The sequence below is a fragment of the Auritidibacter sp. NML130574 genome (assembly GCF_003185725.2).
Taxonomy (GTDB): Bacteria; Actinomycetota; Actinomycetes; order Actinomycetales; family Micrococcaceae; genus Auritidibacter; species Auritidibacter ignavus.
Map to the genome: position 1 here is coordinate 1,576,314 of NZ_CP031746.1, position 21,063 is coordinate 1,597,376.

Here is a 21,063-nt window from a genome sequence, read left to right on the forward strand (position 1 = left end):
GAGAGGAAGCCTATTGTGGTGGTCAAGGAATCTGTGGTGGTATGAGGATATGAAGTTTGCGACCTTCCGTGTCCCCGATGAGCCCACCGATAAGCTCGGTGCGAGTTTCGTCGCTTTGATTACCGAAACCGAAACTGACGCACAGGGAACCGAGCACGCCACTCTGGGAGTCCAGATCCCCGAGTTCACAGATGTGGGGCAGCTAGTCACTCAGCCGCCCGAGGTCCGCCAGCAGCTGGCGGAACGCGCCTTAGAGACCACGACAAAGGATCCACGCCAGTTGCTCGATGTCAGTCAGGCTACTTATGACACGCTGATCCCCTACCCCGCAAAGGTGTTCTGCATTGGGCTGAACTACCGCAACCACATCAAGGAAACAGGACTGGAACTTCCGGATTATCCCACGGTGTTTACGAAATTTTCCCAGACACTGACCTCAGCAGAAGCATCCATTGCGATCCCCGCAGTGGACCACCGGCTTGACTACGAAGGGGAACTGTGCGTGGTGATCGGGACACCGGGTCGGAACATCCCCGAAGACCAGGCCCTAGATCACGTGGCCGGCTACACCATTTCCAATGATTTCTCATTGCGTGGCTATCAGGGACGCACCTCGGAGTGGACACAGGGCAAGTTTTTTGAAGCTACCACCCCGATCGGCCCCTGGCTGGTCACCCCCGATGAGTTTGACCCCAACGCCCGGATTACCACGCTGGTCAACGGTGAGGTGCGCCAAGACGATTCCGTGGGCGATCTGGTCTTCACCCCGGCAAACTTGATCAGCTACCTCTCCGAGATTATTACGCTGTCACCCGGTGATTTGATCCTGACCGGGACTCCGGGTGGCGTCGCACTGGCGATGAAGAATGACCAGGGTCGCCGACCGTGGCTGGTGCCCGGTGATGAGGTGGAAACTCGCATTCAGGGACTCGGTGTCCAGCATAATGACATTGTCTCGTCCTGACTCGGTCACTCGCTTCGGGATCCTTGGGGCAGGTCGAGCCGGAACCGCGCTGGCCCGGGTCGCCCACCAGGCCGGTTTTGAGGTTGATATTGCTGCTTCCCGGCCACCGCGAGCTCTGAAGTACCATCTGGCCCAGTACGCTCCCCATGCTCATGCCGTTGAGGCTGATGAGATTGCAGCCGAAGTTGACCTCGTGGTGTTGATGGTGCCCCAAGAAGATCTGGACGACGTCGATCCTGAGACCCTATCTGGAGTGGTGCTGGTTGATGCCACCAATCGGTGGGAGGAGGAGCCATTGCCGGCCTGGCTGCAGGCACTGCGATCTGAGGGGCTCTCCTCCTCCGAGGCTGTTGCCGCGCACTTCTCCAGCACGCTGGCTGTGGTTAAGGCATTAAATCATATTTCGCATTGGGACCTGGATGCCGCCGATCGGTTCACTGCCACTCCACGACGTGCCTCAGCACTTGCCACCGATGTCCCGCAGGTAGCCACGCTGGTTGCCGGTATGCTCGACCAACTCGGGTTCGCCCCGGTCACGTTACCAAACCTCGCGTCTGGCTGGGTCCTCGAGCCGGGCGAAAAACTCTTCAACCGGCCGATGGACGCTGAGGTGATGATCGATGAGCTCCGCTATCTGTTGCCAGGGTCCCGCCAGGACTAAAATAGCGTATCGGAGAAATACCAAAGCCCTCCGTGCCATGCACGAAGGGCTCAAAGGTGGTCGGGGTGACAGGATTTGAACCTGCGACCTCGTCGTCCCGAACGACGCGCGCTACCAAACTGCGCCACACCCCGGTGGGTTGAGTCCGTGGCCTTTCAGCCACGAGTACCTATCATAAACCCACAACCGGAAATATCCAAAAGACGTCTCGTAGCTCACACATGGACACGTTGTGTTGATTCAGCCACGTCGCATCATCACGTGCGGAATCTCTGCTTCAATGAAAACTTCGCCCTCTCTGCGGAAACCCAACGACGTGTACCAGTTTTCTAAATGCGCCTGCGCGTGCAACTCAATCTGATCTTCCGGATAAGCAGCCACGGCTGCTTGCACCAGAGCTCCAGCCAGTCCTTGACCGCGATAATCACGATGGGTAGCAACCCGACCAATGGCAATACGTTGTGGCCCTTCACGGAGCACACGTAGCGTGCTGATCGGGACGTCACCGTCCTGCAACCACCACATCTCCGCGCCGGGCTCGAGATCTCGACCGTCTAATTCTTCGACGCTGATCACGCCTTGCTCCATGACAAAAACCTGGAATCGCAAACGCGCTATACCGTAGCAGAGTAAGGGGTCCAGGTCTTTCCACTGCCCGCAGTGGGGCAGCCTCTTTCTGCTGGTCACGTAGCTAGTTTAGCGTTGTACTTTGTTCCGGCCCGACACGGCTCCATAGATCGCCAGAACGATCACCGCGCCTCCAACGGCCAGCACCCACGAGGACAGCGACCAGAATTCGTTCACCCCGACACCAAAGATGAGGTTACCGAGCCAGCCACCGACCATGGCCCCAAGTGCACCCAAAATCAGAGTGGCGAACCAGCCATGTTGTCGTCCCAGAATCATCTTCGCGATGATGCCGGCCAAAAGTCCAAGCACGAGAAAAGCAAAGAAGTTCATGGTGGTTCCTTCCTTCAGTCAACCTACCCAAGACAGTGTCCGTGGTACGCACGGATACCCAGCCAGAAAAGTGTCGACACGCCGAGCTTTACATCGTGAACGATCACACAACAATCAAGATCTACCCAGCGAAACAAATAATAGCAAATCAGAATGAAAACCTCGTGCCCGAGCACAAGTCCCGTCCCAAGTACCAGCGGAAACATTTCGACGAAGCGAATACGTAGCAGATCTATCGCAACCGATCGACAGTCCGCGCATGAGCTGGGTGGTGTTTGGTGGGTTAAATGGTGGTCGGGGACGAACAGAGCCTGGGCGGTGGCGTCGTTGTCACCGGTGTGGTCTGTTCGTCCCCGACCGTGTAATGATTGTCCGGCGGTGTCCTACTCTCCCACACACTCCCGTGTGCAGTACCATCGGCGCTGTAGGTCTTAGCTTCCGGGTTCGGAATGGGACCGGGCGTTTCCCCTACGCTATAACCACCGTAACTCTTCTCACCAACCCCCAGGGGGTGGGGGTGGGAAACCTTGTCTTCGATTGTGTGGGCCTGTGTGTTTCACACCGGGGGTGTTTGTTGGGGTAATCCCATAGTGGACGTTGGCATGGTTGTGCTGGCTAGAACACGTTGGGTGTCGTGTCTTTTTGTGTGTGCCGTGAGTGTTTGCTCGTGATCACCCTGACAGGCCACTCCCGGTTGGGGTGGTGTTGTGTCAGGGTGTGGTGTTGTCTCTGGCTTACCATCTCACGCCCCAGACCCGCGATCCTCCACCAACCCCCGGCGGGCGAGGGGTGGTTTGTGGTTGGTTGGGGGTGTTTGTAAGTCTTTGGTCTATTAGTACCGGTCAGCTCAACACGTCGTCAGTCCGTGCTTACACACCCGGCCTATCAACCCAGTCATCTACTGGGAACCTCTCACACCACAAGGGTGTCAGGAGAATTCATCTTGAAGCAAGCTTCCCGCTTAGATGCTTTCAGCGGTTATCTATCCCGAACGTAGCCAATCAGCCATGCACCTGGCGGTACAACTGACATACCAGAGGTTCGTCCGTCCCGGTCCTCTCGTACTAAGGACAGCCCTTCTCAATTCTCCACCGCGCGCAGAGGATAGGGACCGAACTGTCTCACGACGTTCTGAACCCAGCTCGCGTACCGCTTTAATGGGCGAACAGCCCAACCCTTGGGACCAACTCCAGCCCCAGGATGCGACGAGCCGACATCGAGGTGCCAAACCATGCCGTCGATATGAACTCTTGGGCAAGATAAGCCTGTTATCCCCGAGGTACCTTTTATCCGTTGAGCGACGACCGTTCCACAACGAGTCGCCGGATCACTAGTCCCAACTTTCGTTCCTGCTCGACCTGCCAGTCTCACAGTCAAGCTCCCTTGTGCACTTACACTCAACACCTGATTGCCAACCAGGCTGAGGGAACCTTTGGGCGCCTCCGTTACCATTTAGGAGGCAACCGCCCCAGTTAAACTACCCATCAGGCACTGTCCCTGAACCGGATCACGGTCCGAAGTTAGATATTCACTATGACCAGAGTGGTATTTCACACAACGACTCCACTACCACTAGCGTGCTAGCTTCACAGTCTCCCACCTATTCTACACAAGCCACACCGAACACCAATACCAAACTATAGTGAAGGTCTCGGGGTCTTTCCGTCCTTCTGCGCGTAACGAGCATCTTTACTCGTACTGCAATTTCACCGAGTTCACAGTTGAGACAGCGGGGAAGTCGTTACTCCATTCGTGCAGGTCGGAACTTACCCGACAAGGAATTTCGCTACCTTAGGATGGTTATAGTTACCACCGCCGTTTACTGGGGCTTAACTTCACCACGTCGCCCACAAAGGGCTAATAGCTCCGCTTAACCTTCCAGCACCGGGCAGGAGTCAGTCCATATACATCGTCTTACGACTTCGCATGGACCTGTGTTTTTGATAAACAGTCGCTTCCCCCTGGTCTCTGCGGCCCCTACCCCCTCCACCCAGCACGTGGGTGTCAAGGTCGAGGCCCCCCTTCTTCCGAAGTTACGGGGGCATTTTGCCGAGTTCCTTAACTATGATTCTCTCGATCGCCTTAGTATTCTCTACCTGACTACCTGAGTCGGTTTAGGGTACGGGCAATGTCAACCTCGCGTCGATGCTTTTCTTGGCAGCATAGGATCACCAGATCTCCCACCACGTGGGAGCCCATCACGTCTCAGACACACACAGAGCGGATTTACCAACCCTGCATCCTACACGCTTAGACCAGGACCATTCCACTGCCTGGCCCGGCTACCTTCCTGCGTCACACCTGTTAACACGCTTGCCTCACCAGTTCAGGTCCCACGCTCACCAACCACGTCACCCCGAAAGGTGATCCAGGAAGGCTCGGGTGGTTAGTATCACCAGCTCAGCAGGGACGGTCTACCACTGGTACGGGAATATCAACCCGTTATCCATCGACTACGCCTGTCGGCCTCGCCTTAGGTCCCGACTAACCCAGGGAAGATGAACTTGACCCTGGAACCCTTAGTCATCCGGCGGAAGGGTTTCTCACCCTCCTATCGCTACTCATGCCTGCATTCTCACTCGCACGCTCTCCACAACCGTTCACACGACTGCTTCACCACACGCACGACGCTCCCCTACCCAACCCACCACACGGTGGTTTGTCACAGTTTCGGCGGTATGCTTAAGCCCCGCTACATTGTCGGCGCAAAATCACTTGACCAGTGGGCTATTACGCACTCTTTCAAGGGTGGCTGCTTCTAAGCCAACCTCCTGGTTGTCTCAGCAACTTCACATCCTTTTCCACTTAGCACACGCTTAGGGGCCTTAACCGATGATCTGGGCTGTTTCCCTCTCGACCATGAAGCTTATCCCCCACAGTCTCACTGCCACGCTCTCACTCACCAGCATTCGGAGTTTGGCTGACGTCAGTAACCTTGTCGGGCCCATCAGCCAACCAGTAGCTCTACCACCAGCAAGAAACACGCAACGCTGCACCTAAATGCATTTCGGGGAGAACCAGCTATCACGGAGTTTGATTAGCCTTTCACCCCTACCCACAGCTCATCCCCTCCATTTTCAACTGAAGTGGGTCCGGTCCTCCACGTGCTCTTACACACGCTTCAACCTGGCCATGGGTAGATCACTCCGCTTCGGGTCCAGAACACGCGACTCACCGCCCTATTCAGACTCGCTTTCGCTACGACTACCCCACACGGGTTAACCTCGCCACGCATCACTGACTCGCAGGCTCATTTTGCAAAAGGCACGCTCTCACACCCCACAGGACGCTCGAACGGATTGTAAGCACATGGTTTCAGGTACTCTTTCACTCCCCTCCCGGGGTACTTTTCACCATTCCCTCACGGTACTGATCCACTATCGGTCAATAGGAAGTATTTAGACTTACCAGGTGGTCCTGGCAGATTCACACGGGACTCCACGAACCCCGTACTACTCGGGAAAACACCAAAGCCCGGCCAACGCGTTACCACTACGGGACTCTCACCCACTACGGTGTAGCATCCAAACTACTTCGCATACACGCAACCATCACTCGCCAGCCCGGTAGAACCAGCACAGCGCATCCCACAACCCCCAGCACGCAACCACTACCGTGTATCACACGCACCAGGTTTAGCCTCATCCACGTTCGCTCGCCACTACTAGCAGAATCATTATTATTTTCTCTTCCTGCAGGTACTGAGATGTTTCACTTCCCCACGTTCCCTCCAACTGGCCTATACATTCAACCAGCGGTCACGCACCACCACGATGCGCGGGGTTACCCCATTCGGACATCCTGGCATCAACGCTCGGTTATCAACTCCACCAGGCTTATCGCAGATTCCCACGTCCTTCATCGGCTCCTATTACCAAGGCATCCACCATGCGCCCTTCACAACTTACAAACACCACCAACCCCCACAACCCAACACAACGAAGGAATCACAGGGGGCAACCGGTGGCGCCACACGTAAGCCACAAAACAAGCAACACCAACACCACACACAACACCAAACCAGCATCATGCGATGGTGACTGGACACACAAAACAAACAACTAAAGCAACCACAAAGAAACACCACCACAACCACCAACCCCAACAGGCCAATGATCGCAGCACAAACTCATGCTCTTTGCAGCACAACCACAACACCACAAAACCGCAGTGTCATGATAGATGCTCACGTCCACTATGCAATTACCACAACAACACCCCACCCACCCCCATCACCACCAACACGATGACAACAAGAGCAGACAGGCCACCAGGGAACAATTACCCCATAACCCAACAGTGCACCAAACACACCAGAACACCACCAGCAACCACCACACTCCACGAACCACACCACACACAACACGCGGCGCGGAACAGTACTAATAGCAGCAACCAGCCATGCCCACAGCATGACCCCCACACAACCAGGGATTCATTGATGATCCACCCAAACAGCACCCTGGCACCAACACCACAACAGCATCAGTCACCACACCAGGGCACCAACAAAAACACTGAGAAAAAAACTTTCTCCTTAGAAAGGAGGTGATCCAGCCGCACCTTCCGGTACGGCTACCTTGTTACGACTTAGTCCCAATCGCCAGTCCCACCTTCGACGGCTCCCCCCACAACGGTTAGGCCACCGGCTTCGGGTGTTACCAACTTTCGTGACTTGACGGGCGGTGTGTACAAGGCCCGGGAACGTATTCACCGCAGCATTGCTGATCTGCGATTACTAGCGACTCCGACTTCATGGGGTCGAGTTGCAGACCCCAATCCGAACTGAGACCAGCTTTAAGGGATTAGCTCAACCTCACAGTATCGCAACCCTCTGTACCGGCCATTGTAGCATGCGTGAAGCCCAAGACATAAGGGGCATGATGATTTGACGTCATCCCCACCTTCCTCCGAGTTGACCCCGGCAGTCTCCTATGAGTCCCCAACCAAATGCTGGCAACATAGAACGAGGGTTGCGCTCGTTGCGGGACTTAACCCAACATCTCACGACACGAGCTGACGACAACCATGCACCACCTGTACACCAGCCCAAAAAGGGAAGAACCATCTCTGGAACGATCCGGTGTATGTCAAGCCTTGGTAAGGTTCTTCGCGTTGCATCGAATTAATCCGCATGCTCCGCCGCTTGTGCGGGCCCCCGTCAATTCCTTTGAGTTTTAGCCTTGCGGCCGTACTCCCCAGGCGGGGCACTTAATGCGTTAGCTACGGCGCGGAAAACGTGGAAATATCCCCCACACCTAGTGCCCAACGTTTACGGCATGGACTACCAGGGTATCTAATCCTGTTCGCTCCCCATGCTTTCGCTCCTCAGCGTCAGTAACAGCCCAGAGACCTGCCTTCGCCATCGGTGTTCCTCCTGATATCTGCGCATTCCACCGCTACACCAGGAATTCCAATCTCCCCTACTGCACTCCAGTCTGCCCGTACCCACTGCAAACTCAGAGTTAAGCCCTGAGCTTTCACAGCAGACGCGACAAACCGCCTACGAGCTCTTTACGCCCAATAATTCCGGATAACGCTCGCACCCTACGTATTACCGCGGCTGCTGGCACGTAGTTAGCCGGTGCTTCTTCTGCAGGTACCGTCACCAAAGCTTCTTCCCTGCTGAAAGAGGTTTACAACCCGAAGGCCGTCATCCCTCACGCGACGTCGCTGCATCAGGCTTGCGCCCATTGTGCAATATCCCCCACTGCTGCCTCCCGTAGGAGTCTGGGCCGTGTCTCAGTCCCAGTGTGGCCGGTCACCCTCTCAGGCCGGCTACCCGTCGAAGCCTTGGTAGGCCATTACCCCACCAACAAGCTGATAGGCCGCGAGTCCATCCAAAACCGCAAAAACTTTCCACAACCAACCATGCGGTCAGAAGTCATATCCAGTATTAGACCCAGTTTCCCAGGCTTATCCCAGAGTCAAGGGCAGGTTACTCACGTGATACTCACCCGTTCGCCACTAATCCACCACAGCAAGCTGTAGCTTCATCGTTCGACTTGCATGTGTTAAGCACGCCGCCAGCGTTCATCCTGAGCCAGGATCAAACTCTCCAAAACAAGAACAACAAAAATGAAGTCACGCCCCAGAAAGAACGATCAAAAGGCAGGCCGGAAAAACCCACCACTGGCCAAACCACAACCCCAAAACCAACGAGGCAAAAAAGAGGCCATGGCAACCAAACAAAAAAAATTTGGCATCAACAAACTTGGCACACTATCGAGTTATCAAACAACCGTTCACTTTCGAACTTTAGCGAATTTTTATCGTTTCCGTCCGAAGCAACTTTACTAATATATGCTCATCACTCTCAGCTTGTCAACTTGATACGTCGTGATCTACATCACAAGCGCTCTGGTGCGAGCTAATATTAGGTTTTTTGTGGATGATGATCCGGTTCGTATCCCGTTCTCATCTGTGCCGACCGATCTTCGTTTCCGAACATCTCCCGGGCACGAGTGACAACATTACACGCTTTTTGCGTGAGTGCAAAATCGGGGTGAACTCCTTGTACTTCCCCGCGATGTCAAGGGTTTTAGCGCGGTGAGAGGTACAGGGTCGTCAATGTGGGAATAGTGATCTGCGCTTCATTCTTAGAGGGGTTTTCTGCGTTTGGGTGCGTGGTGACCTGTCCCAGGTTCCCTCCTCCGTATCCACCGTATTCAACGGCGTTGGAGTTGAAGATTTCGTGCCAGACTCCGGGTACCGGCAACTCGACGGTGTGGTCTCGGTGCTCAATGCCGGAGAAGTTGGTCAAGCACAATACCGGTTGCTGGTTACGGTCCCAGCGCAGGAACGCCACCAGGTTTTTCTCTGCGGCGTGCGCGTCGATCCACCAGAACCCTTCCGGATCATCGTCGAGTTCCCACAGTGCCGGGGTCTTACGGTAGAGCTGATTGAGGTCGGCGATTTCGTTCATGACGCCACGGTGGCTGAGATTTTCGATCAGCCTCCAGTTCAACCCGGCATGTTCGGACCATTCACGGTCGGTGGCAAATTCTCCACCCATGAACAATAGCTTCTTGCCGGGGTGGGCCCACATGAAGCCGTAGTAGGCGCGCAGTGTGGCCAGTTGTTGTTGTCGGGTTCCAGGGAACTTGTTGACCAGGGCGCCTTTGCCATGCACGACTTCGTCATGGGAAAGTGGCAAGATGTATTTCTCCGAGTAGGCATAAACCATCGAGAAGGTGATCTCGTTGTGGTGCCAGCTACGGTTAACCGGGTCTTCGGCAAGGTAGTTGAGGGTATCGTGCATCCACCCCATATTCCATTTCTTACCGAAACCGAGTCCGTCCCAGGAGGTCGGGGCTGTCACTCCGGTGAAGGCGGTCGACTCTTCGGCGACCATGACAATGCCGGGATTGCGCTGGTAAGCCAACTCGTTGGCCCGCTGTAGTAACGAAATCGCTTCGAGGTTGTAGTTACCACCGTAAACATTGGGGACCCATTCACCATCATTGCGCGAATAGTCGCGGTAGAGCATGGAGGCAACGGCGTCGACGCGCAGACCGTCGACGTGGAATTCTTCGAGCCAGTACAAGGCGTTAGAAATCAGGAAGTTGCGGACTTCTTGACGTCCGAAATCAAAAACCTTGGTCCCCCAATCGGGGTGCTCACCTAACCGCGGGTCCTCGTATTCGTACAGTGGTGCCCCGTCGAATTGGGCCAGTGCCCACTGATCTTTGGGGAAATGGGCTGGTACCCAGTCGACCAGGACTCCGATTCCGGCTCCGTGGAGTCGATCGACCAGGTATTTGAAGTCATCGGGAGTGCCGTAGCGTGACGTGGGGGCATAGTATCCGGAGACCTGATATCCCCAGGACCCACCGAAGGGGTGCTCGGCCAGGGGCATGAATTCCACATGGGTGAAGCCGTGGATGGTCACGTAGTCAACGAGTTGATCCGCCAGGGTACGGTAGCTGACTTTGGTCTGCTCGTGCATGACTTCCGGGGACCAGGACCCGGCGTGAACCTCGTAGATCGAGATGGGACCGTTGTGGACATTATGGGTTGCCCGGTGAGTTATCCAGTCCTGGTCGGTAAAGGTGTAGGCCTTCGGGTGATTCGGATCGAACACCCGCGATGCGGTGGCCGGGGGGACTTCCGTCCAGCGGGCCATGGGGTCGGCTTTGTCGACCCACTGACCATGAGCGCCCAGGATCTGGAACTTGTAGTGGGCGCCGTGACCGACTTCGGGCATCAGTAATTCCCAGATCCCGGATTCTCCCAGGCTGCGCATGGCGTGGAGTCGGCCGTCCCAGTGGTTGAAGTCGCCGATCAACCGCACCGCGCGGGCGTTGGGGGCCCACACGGTGAAGGAGGTGCCACCGGTTTCGGGGTGAATCCTGGCTCCGAGAATCCGCCAGAGATCTTCCACCCCTTCCTCGGAGTGGAAAGCTGCAAGATCCTCGTTCGACACGGTCGGCCAGTGGCGGTAGGGATCGTCGATCTCGAACTGGTCATGTTCGTCATCGGTGTAGCTAATCACCAGACGATAGCCGGGAATATCTTTGGGGTCCTCATGAGCGATAGCCCCGACCCAAATCCCGTCGAACTCATGCACCAGATCAATGCGTTCCCCCTCCTCGGTGACCGCGGTGACCGATCGAGCAAAGGGGCGCAACACGCGGATGGTGAGTACCCCGGGTACCGCGTGAGCGCCCAACACTTGGTGTGGCTGGTGGTAACGGGCTTCCGAGACCAGCTGCAGGATCTCAGCCGGCACCTCAAGTGGGACCGGGCCGGTACGACGTTCGGAGGGGTTGAGTGGTTGGTGGGTCACGACTGTTCTTCCTCAGGGGACAACACGGTGAGAATGTGCGCCACGTGAATTCCGGGGTCCAGCCGGATGTAGTTCTGATCGGACCAGGTCCAGACCGCGTCGGTGATCAGGTCCTTGACCTGAAACTCCCCGGTTGCGGGCAACTCCAGGGCCGCACGGTCCAGGGTGATGGTGGCTTCTTGAACATGTTCCGGGTCGGTGGTCAGCACGACAATCACCCGGTCGACACTGTCGCTGTGTTCCGGCCCGAGACTGTCGGTGACCAGGTCTCGATCGCGGTGGATGCCTGCCGGGGTAGCGTTGCGCACCTTGGAGTAGACCAAAATGTTCGGGGTATCAGCGGAGTGCAACTGCAGGTTCTGCAGCTGCCCTAGTGCTGGGTGGGTGGCGCGAATGGCGTTAAGGTGTCGCAGATAGGGTGCCAGCGAGTTTCCGGCGGCTTCGGCACCGCGAAAATCCCGGGGACGGTACTGATATTTTTCGTTGTCGATGTATTCCTCCGCGCCCGGACGCGGGACGTGTTCGAAGAGTTCAAACCCGGAGTACACGCCCCACAACGGACTGGCAGTAGCGGCCAGGGTGGCCCGGATAGCAAAGGCCGAGCGCAGTCCGGACTGCAAGAACTCGGTCAGGATATCCGGGGTGTTGACGAAGAAGTTGGGGCGGTAGAACGCCGGGGTGTCGTGGGAGATTTCGTGCAGGTACCCGGCAATCTCGTCGCGGGAATTACGCCAGGTGAAGTACCCATAGGACTGCTGGAATCCGATCTTTCCTAGCGCGTGCATCATGGCCGGACGGGTGAAGGCTTCGGCCAGGAAAACCGTCTCGGGGTGGTCCTTCCGGACCGTGGCGATCAGCCACTCCCAGAACCACAACGGCTTGGTGTGGGGGTTATCGACGCGGAAAATCTTCACCCCGAGCTTGATCCAGTGCAACACCACCCGGTGGATCTCTTCAGCAAGGCCCTGCGGGTCGTGATCGAAGTTCAGCGGGTAGATGTCCTGATATTTTTTCGGAGGGTTTTCCGCATAGGCGATCGTGCCATCCAGCCGGGTGGTGAACCATTCGGGGTGTTCTTCCACCCACGGGTGGTCAGGAGAACATTGCAGGGCCAGATCCAACGCGATTTCCAGCTGGTGTTTATGGGCGGTTTTGACGAACCGTTTGAAGTCTTTCTTCTTCCCCAAATCAGGGTGGATTGCATCGTGGCCGCCCTGCGGGCTTCCGATGGCCCACGGGGAACCGGGGTCATGTTCACCGGCGGTGAGGGTATTATTCGGACCTTTGCGATGGGTGGTGCCAATCGGGTGAATCGGTGGCAAATACACCACTGTGAACCCCATCTCGGCTACCTCGGCCAGCCGCTTTTCGGCGGTGGCGAAGCTTCCGGATACCCAATGTCCAGTGTCTTCGTCGATATAGGCCCCCTCCGAGCGGGGGAAGAATTCGTACCAGCTCCCCTGACCGGCGGCCGGGCGTTGCACATCTAGCGGATACCCGCCGGTGGTTCCCACGAACGAACGCAGCGGCTGATCTTCCAACACCTGCTGAAGTTCGGCCGTGTTGATCTGTTCCAGTCGTTGTTGCGGGCTCAGCGAAGAATCCCGCAACACGGTGACAGCATCGGCGAACAGCTCGCAAGCCTGCGGAGTAAACTTCTGGCGTTCGGCGCGGGACCGTTGCACGCGTTCAAACAGGTGCACGCCCTCGTCCAACATCAGTTGCACGTCAACCCCGGCATCAACCTTGATCACCGCGGCCCGGTACCAGGTCAAAAAGTCATCGGCGTAGGACTCGATCGCGAAGGTGTGCCGCCCGAGTGCGGAGGGCCGGATCCTGGCGTGCCACCGGTCAGTTCCCGGGGCGCCGGGATGCATTCTGACCCGCTGGACTTCATTCCCCTCCGGATCCAGCAACACCACGGTGACGCCCAAGGAGTCGTGGCCTTCCCGGAAAACGGTGGCGCTGACTGGGATATCTTCTCCCAGCACCGCAGTTGCCGGGTAACGCCCCTGATCGACCACCGGGCTGACGTCGGTGACGGGGATCCGGGTTACGCTCGGGATCACGCTCTCGGCGGTGGGATTGACCTGGTGGGGAATCATCACGGTCTCTACGCTACCGTGGGTCTGCACCACGGGGCCAGAGTTGCCGGATGAATCGTTGCCAATCAGGCCTGGATGCCTAATCCAGCAGGGTTTTATCGTCCAGGACGGCACCTTTGATGCTGGCGAATTTCTCCAGTAAGTCAGCAACGCTCAACTGGGATTTCTCCTCACCAGAAACATCAAAGATGATCTCTCCGTCATGCATCATGATGAGCCGGTTGCCGACCTGTACCGCCTGGGACATATTGTGGGTGACCATCAACGTGGTGAGTTGCTGTTCTTCGACGACCTTGGCGGTCAGCTCGGTGATCAGCTGGGCCCGTTGCGGGTCCAAGGCTGCGGTGTGCTCATCGAGGAGCATCACCTGCGGATGCGAGAAGGTCGCCATCAACAGGCTCAAGGCCTGACGTTGGCCTCCTGACAACAACCCGACCTTAGTTTTCAACCGATGTTCTAGTCCCAGTTCCAGCACCGTCAGCTCACGGGCGAATAACTCGCGCTGCTCGCGACGGACCGCCATTGCCAACCCGCGGGTGCGCCCGCGCTTGGCTGCTACGGCCATATTTTGTTCAATGGTCAGATCCGGCGCGGTTCCGGCCAGCGGGTCCTGGAACACCCGCCCGACCAGGGCAGCGCGCCGGTGATCTTTAGTACGGGTCAAGTCCTGACCGTCGATCAACACCGAACCGGTGTCGGGCATCAGCTTGCCGGCGATCACGTTTAACAGGGTGGATTTACCGGCACCGTTCGACCCGATCACGGTGGCAAAATCGCCGTCGTTCAGGGTCAGGTTAATGCTCTTCAGTGCCCGGCGCTCGTTAAGCGTGCCGGGGAAGAAGGTTTTGGAGATATTGGTGAGTTCAAGCACGATGACCCTCCTGGGATGTGGCCCGCGGTGCGGTCCCCGCAGTATGTTCGCTGGGCAAGTATTCAGGCATGGGTTGGACCGGACCCGAGGGATCTGCGTTAATCTCGCGCTTGCGTCGTAGTCTCCGCACGATCTTGAGCTTGGGCAACAGCAGGGCTGCGATGACGATCAGTGCCGAAATCAGGCGCATGTCGTTGGGGTTCAGCCCCAGCTCGAGAGCCCCTTGGATCGCCAGGCGATAAAGGATCGACCCGACGACCACCGCGGTGGTGGCGATGAACACGTTGCGTTGACCAAACAGCGCCTGTCCGAGGATCACCGAGGCCAGCCCCACCAGGATCAGCCCGATACCCATCGAGATATCGGCCGATCCCTGTGACTGGGCGACCACGGCGCCACACAGACCCACCAGACCGTTGGAGACAGCCAGACCGATGATCTTCATGGTGTCAGTAGAGACCCCGAAACTACGCACCATCGATTCATTATTACCGGTGGCTTGCAGCGCCAGACCGAGGTCCGTGGACAAGAACCAGTCCAGAATCAGCTTGATCACCAACACCACGACCAGCAGGATCAATATCGACACCCAGGTACGGGCGTAGGGGCCCATCCAGGTGAAGATCGTCTCGGTACCCAACAGTGGCACGTTGGCCTGGTTACCCATGATGCGCAGGTTGATTGAATACAACCCGAGCATGGTTAAAATTCCCGCCAAGAGCGGGTTGATGCCACCTTTGGTGTGCAACAGACCGGTGATGATCCCGGCCAGCGCCCCCACCACGAAGGCCGCCAACATGGCCAGCAACGGGTTGCTGCCCCCATGGACCATCATCATCGCTGCCGTGGCGGCACCGGTGGTAAAGGATTGGTCCACCGTCAGATCTGGGAAATCCAGGATCCTAAAGGTCAGATACACACCCAACGCGAGCAGCGCGTAGATCAGCCCGAGTTCAATACCCACCAGCATCTCGGTATCGGTTCCTTTTCGACTTGTCTTTGTCTTGTCCGTTATGTTGTTCTGTGTTTCGTTGATTCTCGAGCGGGCCTGTTGTCTGGCCGAGTTACCTTATTCGGTGTCGTCGCCGACGGTGACGGCCTCGTCGAGGGTGTCTTGCGGGAATTCCAGGCCCATCCGCTCGGCCGCGCCGGGGTTGACAGTCATTTCCATGGTGTCCGGCTCGGCACGGATGACGGCCATCTCTGCCGGGTCGGCACCGTTTTCCAGAATCTCGACGGCCATCTCACCGAGCTGTTGCCCCTGCGCATGGTAGTCGATACCAAAGGTGCCCACCGCACCGCGCTCGACCGAATCAGGTTCGCCGGCAAAGACTGGGATCTGGTGGTCTTCTCCGTAACCGATCACGGTTTCTAGGGTGGAGACAATCACGTTATCGGTCGGGACCCAGATGGCGTCCACATCCGAGAAGGTGTTCACCGCTTGCTGGACCTCGGAGGAGTTCGTCACGGTGGACTCTTCGATCTCGAAGTCGAGTTCTTCGGCGGCCTGACGAGCCAAGCGCACCTGGACCTCGGAGTTACTCTCCGCTGAGGAGTAGGGGATACCGATGGTGGTGGCATCGGGCATTACGTCACGGATCATCTGGAACTGGTCTTCGACCGGGTTCAGATCGGAGACTCCGGTGACGTTTCCACCGGGGGCTTCCCAGTCTTCCACCAGGTTGGCATCCACCGGGTCGGTGACAGCACCGAAGAGGATCGGACGATCGGTGATCGCCGACGCTGCCCCAATAGCCGAGGGGGTTGCCACGGCCACGATCAGATCCAGGTCGCTGTTATTGGCGAAGTTCCCGGAGATGGAGTTCACCGTGGACTGGTCTCCGGCGGCATTTTGCTCATCGTAGTCAACCTCGAGTCCGGCTTCCTCCAGGGCCTCTTTGAAGCCTTCCCTGGTGGCATCCAGAGAAGGGTGAGCGACGTACTGGGAAATCCCGACCTGGTAGGACCCGCCGTCGCCTCCCCCGGAACCGTTATCGCCGCATCCAGATAGTGCCAGGCTGGCCATCACCGCGGTCGCGGATACTGCCAGTAGATCTCGGGTGTGTTTCATGAGCTCTCCAGTGATCGGTGAGTTGAGTGATACAGTCACCGCTTCACGTGCAGTGACCCAGATTACTTTACACCTCAGAAGCTAGGACTCGTGCCGTTGGACGGAATACATCGACACAGAAAACGGGGCGATCGTGTCGGTCTCACCGGGATAGATTAGTCCACCTTGTCGCGGACGGTCCGGCACGTTGGTGGTCAGCTCACGGACAAAAGGCAGACCCGAGGCGACCGGGATAACGTGTTCCTCGTCTCCGTCGGCAACCTCTGTAGCCAACTCGGCCAGATCGGGGATTCGGAACTGTTCGGATTCCAGCCCCCCATTGAAGACCACGAGACCGTCGACACTACCCTCGGGGGCGGAGAGCAACATTTGCAAGAAACGCTCTTGCGGGGATTCCCACTCGACCGCGCTCATTGGCCGGCCTTCGTCGTTGAACCACAGCATGTTCGACTGCGAGGGGTAAGTGTAGGGCTGGCCGGCCATGAAGTTGCGCCGAATGGTCAGCAACAGGCGCACCGTATCGTGAAGATCTTTACCTTCGGGTGTGTCCAACAGCGACCAGTCGGTCCAGGAGATCTCATTATCTTGACAGTAGGCGTTGTTATTTCCGCCTTGGCTACGTCCGATTTCGTCCCCAGCAGTAATCATCGGGACCCCCAGCGACAAGGCCAGGGTCGCCAACACGTTGCGCTGGGTTTGCATCCGGGCTTGGGAAACCGACGGCAAATCGCTGGGACCTTCCACCCCGTGGTTATAGGACCGGTTGTTATCGGTTCCATCTCGGTTATCTTCGCCGTTGGCCTCATTGTGTTTGTGGTCGTAGCTGACCACATCGGCCAGCGTGAATCCATCGTGGGCGGTGACGAAATTGACCGAGGCCAGCGGCGAGCGCCCGGATTCGGCAAAGATGTTCTGCGAGCCGGCCAGTACATCGGCGAACCGTCCCAGGGTACTGGGTTGTTCCCCGCGCACCAGTGCGCGCCGGCCGAGCACCCAGAATTCACGGACGATATCGCGATAGTGGTCATTCCAGTCGCAAAATCCGGGCGGGAATTGCCCGGTCCGCCATCCTCCCATGCCGACATCCCACGGCTCGGTGATCATCTTGACTTTGGACAGCACCGGATCCTGGGTGATGGCCACCAACAGCGGGTGGGTTGGCGAGAAGGTGTTTTCCTCGTCACGAGCCAGGGTGGTCGCCAGATCAAAACGGAAGCCGTCGACCCCGAAATCACTAGCCCAGGTGCGTAGCGAGTCCAGCGTCATCCGCACCACGGCGGGATTGGAAAAGTCCAGCGCATTACCACAACCGGTGGTGTCGTCGTAGTGCTCACCGGTGGGGTCCCACCGGTAGTACGCACGATCGCCCAACCCGCGCCAGCACAGCACCGGGCCGCCTTGGCCTTCTTCAGCGGTGTGGTTATAGACCACGTCCAAGATGACCTCCAGCCCGGCCTGGTGCAACAGCTTGACCATGCCCTTGAACTCGGTGGCCACCGCCGCTGGGCCTTGAGCCTGGGATTCTGCTGTGGCGTAGCGGGGGTGCGGGGAGAAGTAGTTGATGGTGTTGTAGCCCCAGTAGTTATCCAGCCCCTTATCGACCAGGTGATTCTCGGAGACACAGTGGTGGACGGGCAACAGCTCGATCGTGGTGATGCCCAGATCTTTCAGGTAGTCAATCATCACCGGGTGAGCCATGCCGGCATAGGTGCCACGCAGGTGCTCGGGGATGTGCGGGTGTAGCTTGGTCTGACCCGCCACATGGGCCTCATAGATGACGGTGTCACGCATTGGTACCTGGGGGCGGGTCACTCCGTCCCAGTCAAAGGAACTGTGCATGGCCACCGACCACCAATAGCCTTCCCGCTCGGTCACCGCAGCAGCGTAGGGGTCAAGCAGGATGGCCTCGAGGATGTCTTCATCGGCGGTGGCGCGATCGATGATGGCATACATCGCCCCGTCATGCAGATCCGGGATCACTCCGTGGTGCACGCCACCGCTCAATCCCGGCAACTGGACGCGAGTGAGATCCTCCAGGCCGGGAGTGTGGTCCAGCGGTAGTCCGGCGGAGGTGAAGACCACATCAGCGGCCTGCAACCCGGGCGCGTAGACGGCAAAGTTCTGCAACCAGCGGTCGGGAACTTGTTCTAAGGACTCGGACAGCCCCCACGGGTTGGGCCGTGAGGGATAGGTGGATGTCATCGTTTCAGTCATGCACGACCGTTTCGTTGGCGGGAAATTTCATACAGGCTCACGCCCACAGCCACCGAGGCATTAAGTGACTCGGTGGACTCGACAATCGGAATCGAGACAATTTGATCACAAGTATCTGCAACCAGTCGAGACAGTCCTTTTCCTTCGGAACCGACGACCACGCACAGAGGTTCCGTGGCGAGAGGAAGCCCCGGCAGGGTTTGGCTACCGTGGCCATCCAGCCCGATCACAAACATGCCGGCCTTCTGATATTCAACGAGCATGGTCGGCAAATTCACGACCTGGGAGACCGGGAGCCGAGCAGCGGCACCGGCAGACGTCTTCCAGGCGGTGGCGGTCATGCCCACCGAGCGACGGGCGGGCACCACCACGGTGTCGACCCCAAATGCAGCAGCAGAGCGGACCATCGCACCCAGGTTGCGGGGGTCGGTGATGGAGTCCAGAGCCACGATCAATGGCGGCTCTTGCCGGTAGCCACGGTTCCAATCCGCCATCAGCTGCAGGCCCAATTCCGTGGCGTCCTGGTACTCATAGGGCGGAATGTGCAGAGCAATCCCTTGGTGTTTGGCGTCCCGGGTCATCCGGTCCAGCTCGGGCATGGTGGCTTCTAACACCGGAAGACCTCGATCGGCGGCGAGCTTCAAGGCCTCACGGATCCGTTCGTCCATGGTCACGCCGGTGGCCACATACAATCCAGTGGCTGGAATCTCGGTGCGCAGGGCTTCCACGACCGGGTTGCGTCCGGCCACCGCATCGTGTTTGGTTTTCGGCGCCTTCGTGGGTCGTTTTTTCTTGGGTTTATAGTTTTTGTGCCAGGTGCGATCCTCGGCTTTGGGAGTGGGACCTTTCCCTTCTAGACGGCGCCGTCCTTGACCACCACTACCCTTCGTGGGGCCTTTTTTCTTGCGGGGGCTGCTCATGGTCTCGATGTCCTTTCTGCCAGGTGCCACTCGGCGCCCGAAGGCGTGTCCTCGATGGTAATCCCGGCAGCGGCTAGCGTGTCGCGAATGGTATCGGCGGTAGCCCAATCTTTATCCGCGCGCGCCTGGGCCCGAGCGTCAAGCTGCGCCTGAATTACCGCATCCAGCACCTGGTTGTTTCCGGCCACGTCATCGTTTTCTGGGACATCATCCAGCCCGAGGACGCTAACCATCGTATTGACCTGATCCAGCGCTTGGGCCGCAGCGACAGAATCTCCGGTATCCAGAGCAATATTACCGGCACGCACGGTGGCGTGCAGAGCAGCCAACGCCTGCGGGACATTCAAGTCATCTTCCATAGCAGCCCGGAATTCCGGGGTCACCTGGCGCTCGCCGGTGGCCTCCACGGTACGGGTTGCCCGTGCTTGGAAGGACTCAATGCGTTCCACGGCTGCCTGGGCCTCTTGTAATGAGGAGTCTTGATAATCCAGTTGCGACCGATAGTGGGCCTGACCCAAGAAGTAGCGCACCGCGGTTGGGCGGGCCGAGGCCAACATTTGTTCGGGGGTGACAATATTGCCGATCGATTTCGACATTTTCTCCCCGTTGATCGTCACCAACCCGTTGTGCAACCAGTATCGAGCGAACCCATCTCCGGCAGCCGTTGATTGGGCCAGTTCGTTTTCATGGTGGGGGAACCGCAGATCGAGGCCACCACCGTGAATATCGAACTGGGCGCCCAGATACTTGGTCGACATCGCCGAGCATTCCAGATGCCACCCTGGCCGGCCCCGACCCCAGGGTGAGTTCCAACCGGCGGTCTCGGGGTCTTTCGGGTCGGCGGCTTTCCATAGTGCAAAATCGCGGGGGTCCTTTTTCCCGCGTGGATCGGCATCGGCTGCATCCTGCATTTGATCGATGGACTGGCGAGTCAACGATCCGTACTCGGCCCATGAGGCCACCTCGAAGTACACGTCAGCTGTGCCGTCCAGGGCCGGATAAGCGTGTCCAGCCTCAATCAGCCGCTCAATGAGCACGATCATTTCCGGAATATGACCGGTCGCGCGTGGTTCATAGCTGACCGGACGCACCCCAACGCTCGTGTAGGCCTCGTGGAAGGCCCGTTCGAAACGGTAGGCCAGCACATACCATGGATCTTCGGACGGATACAGCGAATCGGGCTGAAAGTCTTCCCCATAGGAAGCCGCTGAGCGGTCGAGAATCTTGTCATCGATATCGGTCACGTTACGCACCGAGATGACGTCGAAACCGCTGTACTCCATCCAGCGAATCAGGATGTCGAAAACAATAGCGGAGCGGATATGACCGACGTGTGGTTTGCCCTGCACGGTGGCACCACAGTAGTACAGCGAGACTTTACCGGGAACCAGAGGTTCAAAGTCGCGGATCTGTGCGGTCTTGGAGTCATAAAATCGTTGTGCCACGCGTACAGAGTCTACCGGGTCGACTTGCTGAACCCTAAGCTGGCATCGGCTGAATGCCGTCGGG

At 57.8% G+C, this 21,063-nt stretch carries 13 protein-coding genes, 1 tRNA gene and 3 rRNA genes; 3 read left to right on the forward strand and 14 right to left on the reverse strand.

The genetic code is table 11. The annotated features are described in order from the left end of the window. The first annotated feature begins 49 nt into the window (after positions 1-49). Entirely contained in the window at positions 50-964 is a 915-nt protein-coding gene (locus DCC27_RS07185; RefSeq protein ID WP_110110786.1) for a fumarylacetoacetate hydrolase family protein, read from the forward strand. Then, positions 945-1,625, forward strand: a complete 681-nt coding sequence (locus tag DCC27_RS07190; RefSeq protein WP_110101351.1) for an NADPH-dependent F420 reductase — start codon at positions 945-947, stop codon at positions 1,623-1,625. Before DCC27_RS07185 ends, DCC27_RS07190 begins: the two co-directional genes overlap by 20 nt. 57 nt (positions 1,626-1,682) lie before the next feature. On the opposite strand, the gene DCC27_RS07195 is transcribed toward DCC27_RS07190, so the two are convergent. The 6 genes from DCC27_RS07195 to DCC27_RS07220 form a co-directional block, all read right to left on the reverse strand. Continuing rightward, positions 1,683-1,759, reverse strand: a tRNA-Pro gene (locus DCC27_RS07195). Positions 1,760-1,865: 106 nt separating this feature from the next. Beyond that, positions 1,866-2,213 carry a GNAT family N-acetyltransferase gene (locus DCC27_RS07200; protein ID WP_110101350.1) on the reverse strand — a complete coding sequence of 116 codons (348 nt, stop codon included), beginning with the start codon at positions 2,211-2,213 and terminating at the stop codon, positions 1,866-1,868. Positions 2,214-2,321: 108 nt separating this feature from the next. Beyond that, on the reverse strand, positions 2,322-2,585 hold the full coding sequence (locus tag DCC27_RS07205; RefSeq protein WP_110110785.1) for a GlsB/YeaQ/YmgE family stress response membrane protein: 264 nt from the start codon (positions 2,583-2,585) through the stop codon (positions 2,322-2,324). 370 nt (positions 2,586-2,955) lie between these two features. After that, a 5S ribosomal RNA gene (gene rrf, locus DCC27_RS07210) occupies positions 2,956-3,072 on the reverse strand. Positions 3,073-3,397: 325 nt separating this feature from the next. Continuing rightward, positions 3,398-6,495: ribosomal RNA gene (locus tag DCC27_RS07215) — 23S ribosomal RNA — on the reverse strand. A 631-nt stretch (positions 6,496-7,126) separates the two neighbouring features. Then, positions 7,127-8,650: ribosomal RNA gene (locus DCC27_RS07220) — 16S ribosomal RNA — on the reverse strand. Together the 16S, 23S and 5S rRNA genes form the textbook arrangement of a ribosomal RNA operon. A 13-nt stretch (positions 8,651-8,663) precedes the next feature. On the opposite strand from DCC27_RS07220, the gene DCC27_RS12100 reads away from it, so the two are divergent. Then, positions 8,664-8,885, forward strand: coding sequence for a hypothetical protein (locus DCC27_RS12100; protein ID WP_148707521.1), 222 nt, complete (start codon positions 8,664-8,666; stop codon positions 8,883-8,885). 241 nt (positions 8,886-9,126) lie between these two features. Here DCC27_RS12100 and glgB read toward each other — a convergent pair whose 3' ends face one another. From glgB to cysS, 8 genes are all read right to left on the reverse strand, one after another. Continuing rightward, positions 9,127-11,373 carry a 1,4-alpha-glucan branching protein GlgB gene (gene glgB, locus DCC27_RS07225; protein ID WP_110110812.1) on the reverse strand — a complete coding sequence of 749 codons (2,247 nt, stop codon included), beginning with the start codon at positions 11,371-11,373 and terminating at the stop codon, positions 9,127-9,129. After that, positions 11,370-13,478: an alpha-1,4-glucan--maltose-1-phosphate maltosyltransferase gene (locus DCC27_RS07230; protein WP_110110838.1), complete on the reverse strand. Its 2,109-nt coding sequence runs from the start codon at positions 13,476-13,478 to the stop codon at positions 11,370-11,372. Before DCC27_RS07230 ends, glgB begins: the two co-directional genes overlap by 4 nt. A gap of 79 nt (positions 13,479-13,557) precedes the next feature. Beyond that, on the reverse strand, positions 13,558-14,349 hold the full coding sequence (locus DCC27_RS07235; RefSeq protein WP_110110813.1) for an ABC transporter ATP-binding protein: 792 nt from the start codon (positions 14,347-14,349) through the stop codon (positions 13,558-13,560). After that, entirely contained in the window at positions 14,342-15,319 is a 978-nt protein-coding gene (locus DCC27_RS07240) for an ABC transporter permease (protein ID WP_110110814.1), read from the reverse strand. The genes DCC27_RS07235 and DCC27_RS07240 overlap by 8 nt, the downstream gene beginning before the upstream one ends. 99 nt (positions 15,320-15,418) lie before the next feature. Then, a complete protein-coding gene (locus DCC27_RS07245) occupies positions 15,419-16,420 on the reverse strand; it encodes an ABC transporter substrate-binding protein (protein ID WP_110110815.1) in 1,002 nt (333 codons plus the stop codon). Positions 16,421-16,501: 81 nt separating this feature from the next. Next, on the reverse strand, positions 16,502-18,634 hold the full coding sequence (gene glgX / locus DCC27_RS07250) for a glycogen debranching protein GlgX (RefSeq protein WP_110110816.1): 2,133 nt from the start codon (positions 18,632-18,634) through the stop codon (positions 16,502-16,504). Beyond that, the gene (gene rlmB / locus DCC27_RS07255; protein WP_110110817.1) at positions 18,631-19,554 is read right to left on the reverse strand and encodes a 23S rRNA (guanosine(2251)-2'-O)-methyltransferase RlmB; all 924 of its coding nucleotides are present in this window, start codon (positions 19,552-19,554) and stop codon (positions 18,631-18,633) included. The genes glgX and rlmB overlap by 4 nt, the downstream gene beginning before the upstream one ends. After that, the gene (cysS, locus tag DCC27_RS07260) at positions 19,551-20,999 is read right to left on the reverse strand and encodes a cysteine--tRNA ligase (protein WP_110110818.1); all 1,449 of its coding nucleotides are present in this window, start codon (positions 20,997-20,999) and stop codon (positions 19,551-19,553) included. The genes rlmB and cysS overlap by 4 nt, the downstream gene beginning before the upstream one ends. Positions 21,000-21,063: the final 64 nt, after the last annotated feature.

Excerpts from the sequence above, each read along its gene's own strand:
- DCC27_RS07185 (WP_110110786.1), top strand. The coding sequence starts at position 50 with ATGAAGTTTGCGACCTTCCGTGTCCCCGATGAGCCCACCGATAAGCTC.
- DCC27_RS07190 (WP_110101351.1), top strand. The coding sequence starts at position 945 with ATGACATTGTCTCGTCCTGACTCGGTCACTCGCTTCGGGATCCTTGGG.
- DCC27_RS07200 (WP_110101350.1), bottom strand. The coding sequence starts at position 2,213 with ATGGAGCAAGGCGTGATCAGCGTCGAAGAATTAGACGGTCGAGATCTC.
- DCC27_RS07205 (WP_110110785.1), bottom strand. The coding sequence starts at position 2,585 with ATGAACTTCTTTGCTTTTCTCGTGCTTGGACTTTTGGCCGGCATCATC.
- DCC27_RS12100 (WP_148707521.1), top strand. The coding sequence starts at position 8,664 with ATGAAGTCACGCCCCAGAAAGAACGATCAAAAGGCAGGCCGGAAAAAC.
- DCC27_RS07230 (WP_110110838.1), bottom strand. The coding sequence starts at position 13,478 with ATGATTCCCCACCAGGTCAATCCCACCGCCGAGAGCGTGATCCCGAGC.
- DCC27_RS07240 (WP_110110814.1), bottom strand. The coding sequence starts at position 15,319 with ATGCTGGTGGGTATTGAACTCGGGCTGATCTACGCGCTGCTCGCGTTG.
- DCC27_RS07245 (WP_110110815.1), bottom strand. The coding sequence starts at position 16,420 with ATGAAACACACCCGAGATCTACTGGCAGTATCCGCGACCGCGGTGATG.
- glgX (WP_110110816.1), bottom strand. The coding sequence starts at position 18,634 with ATGACTGAAACGATGACATCCACCTATCCCTCACGGCCCAACCCGTGG.
- rlmB (WP_110110817.1), bottom strand. The coding sequence starts at position 19,554 with ATGAGCAGCCCCCGCAAGAAAAAAGGCCCCACGAAGGGTAGTGGTGGT.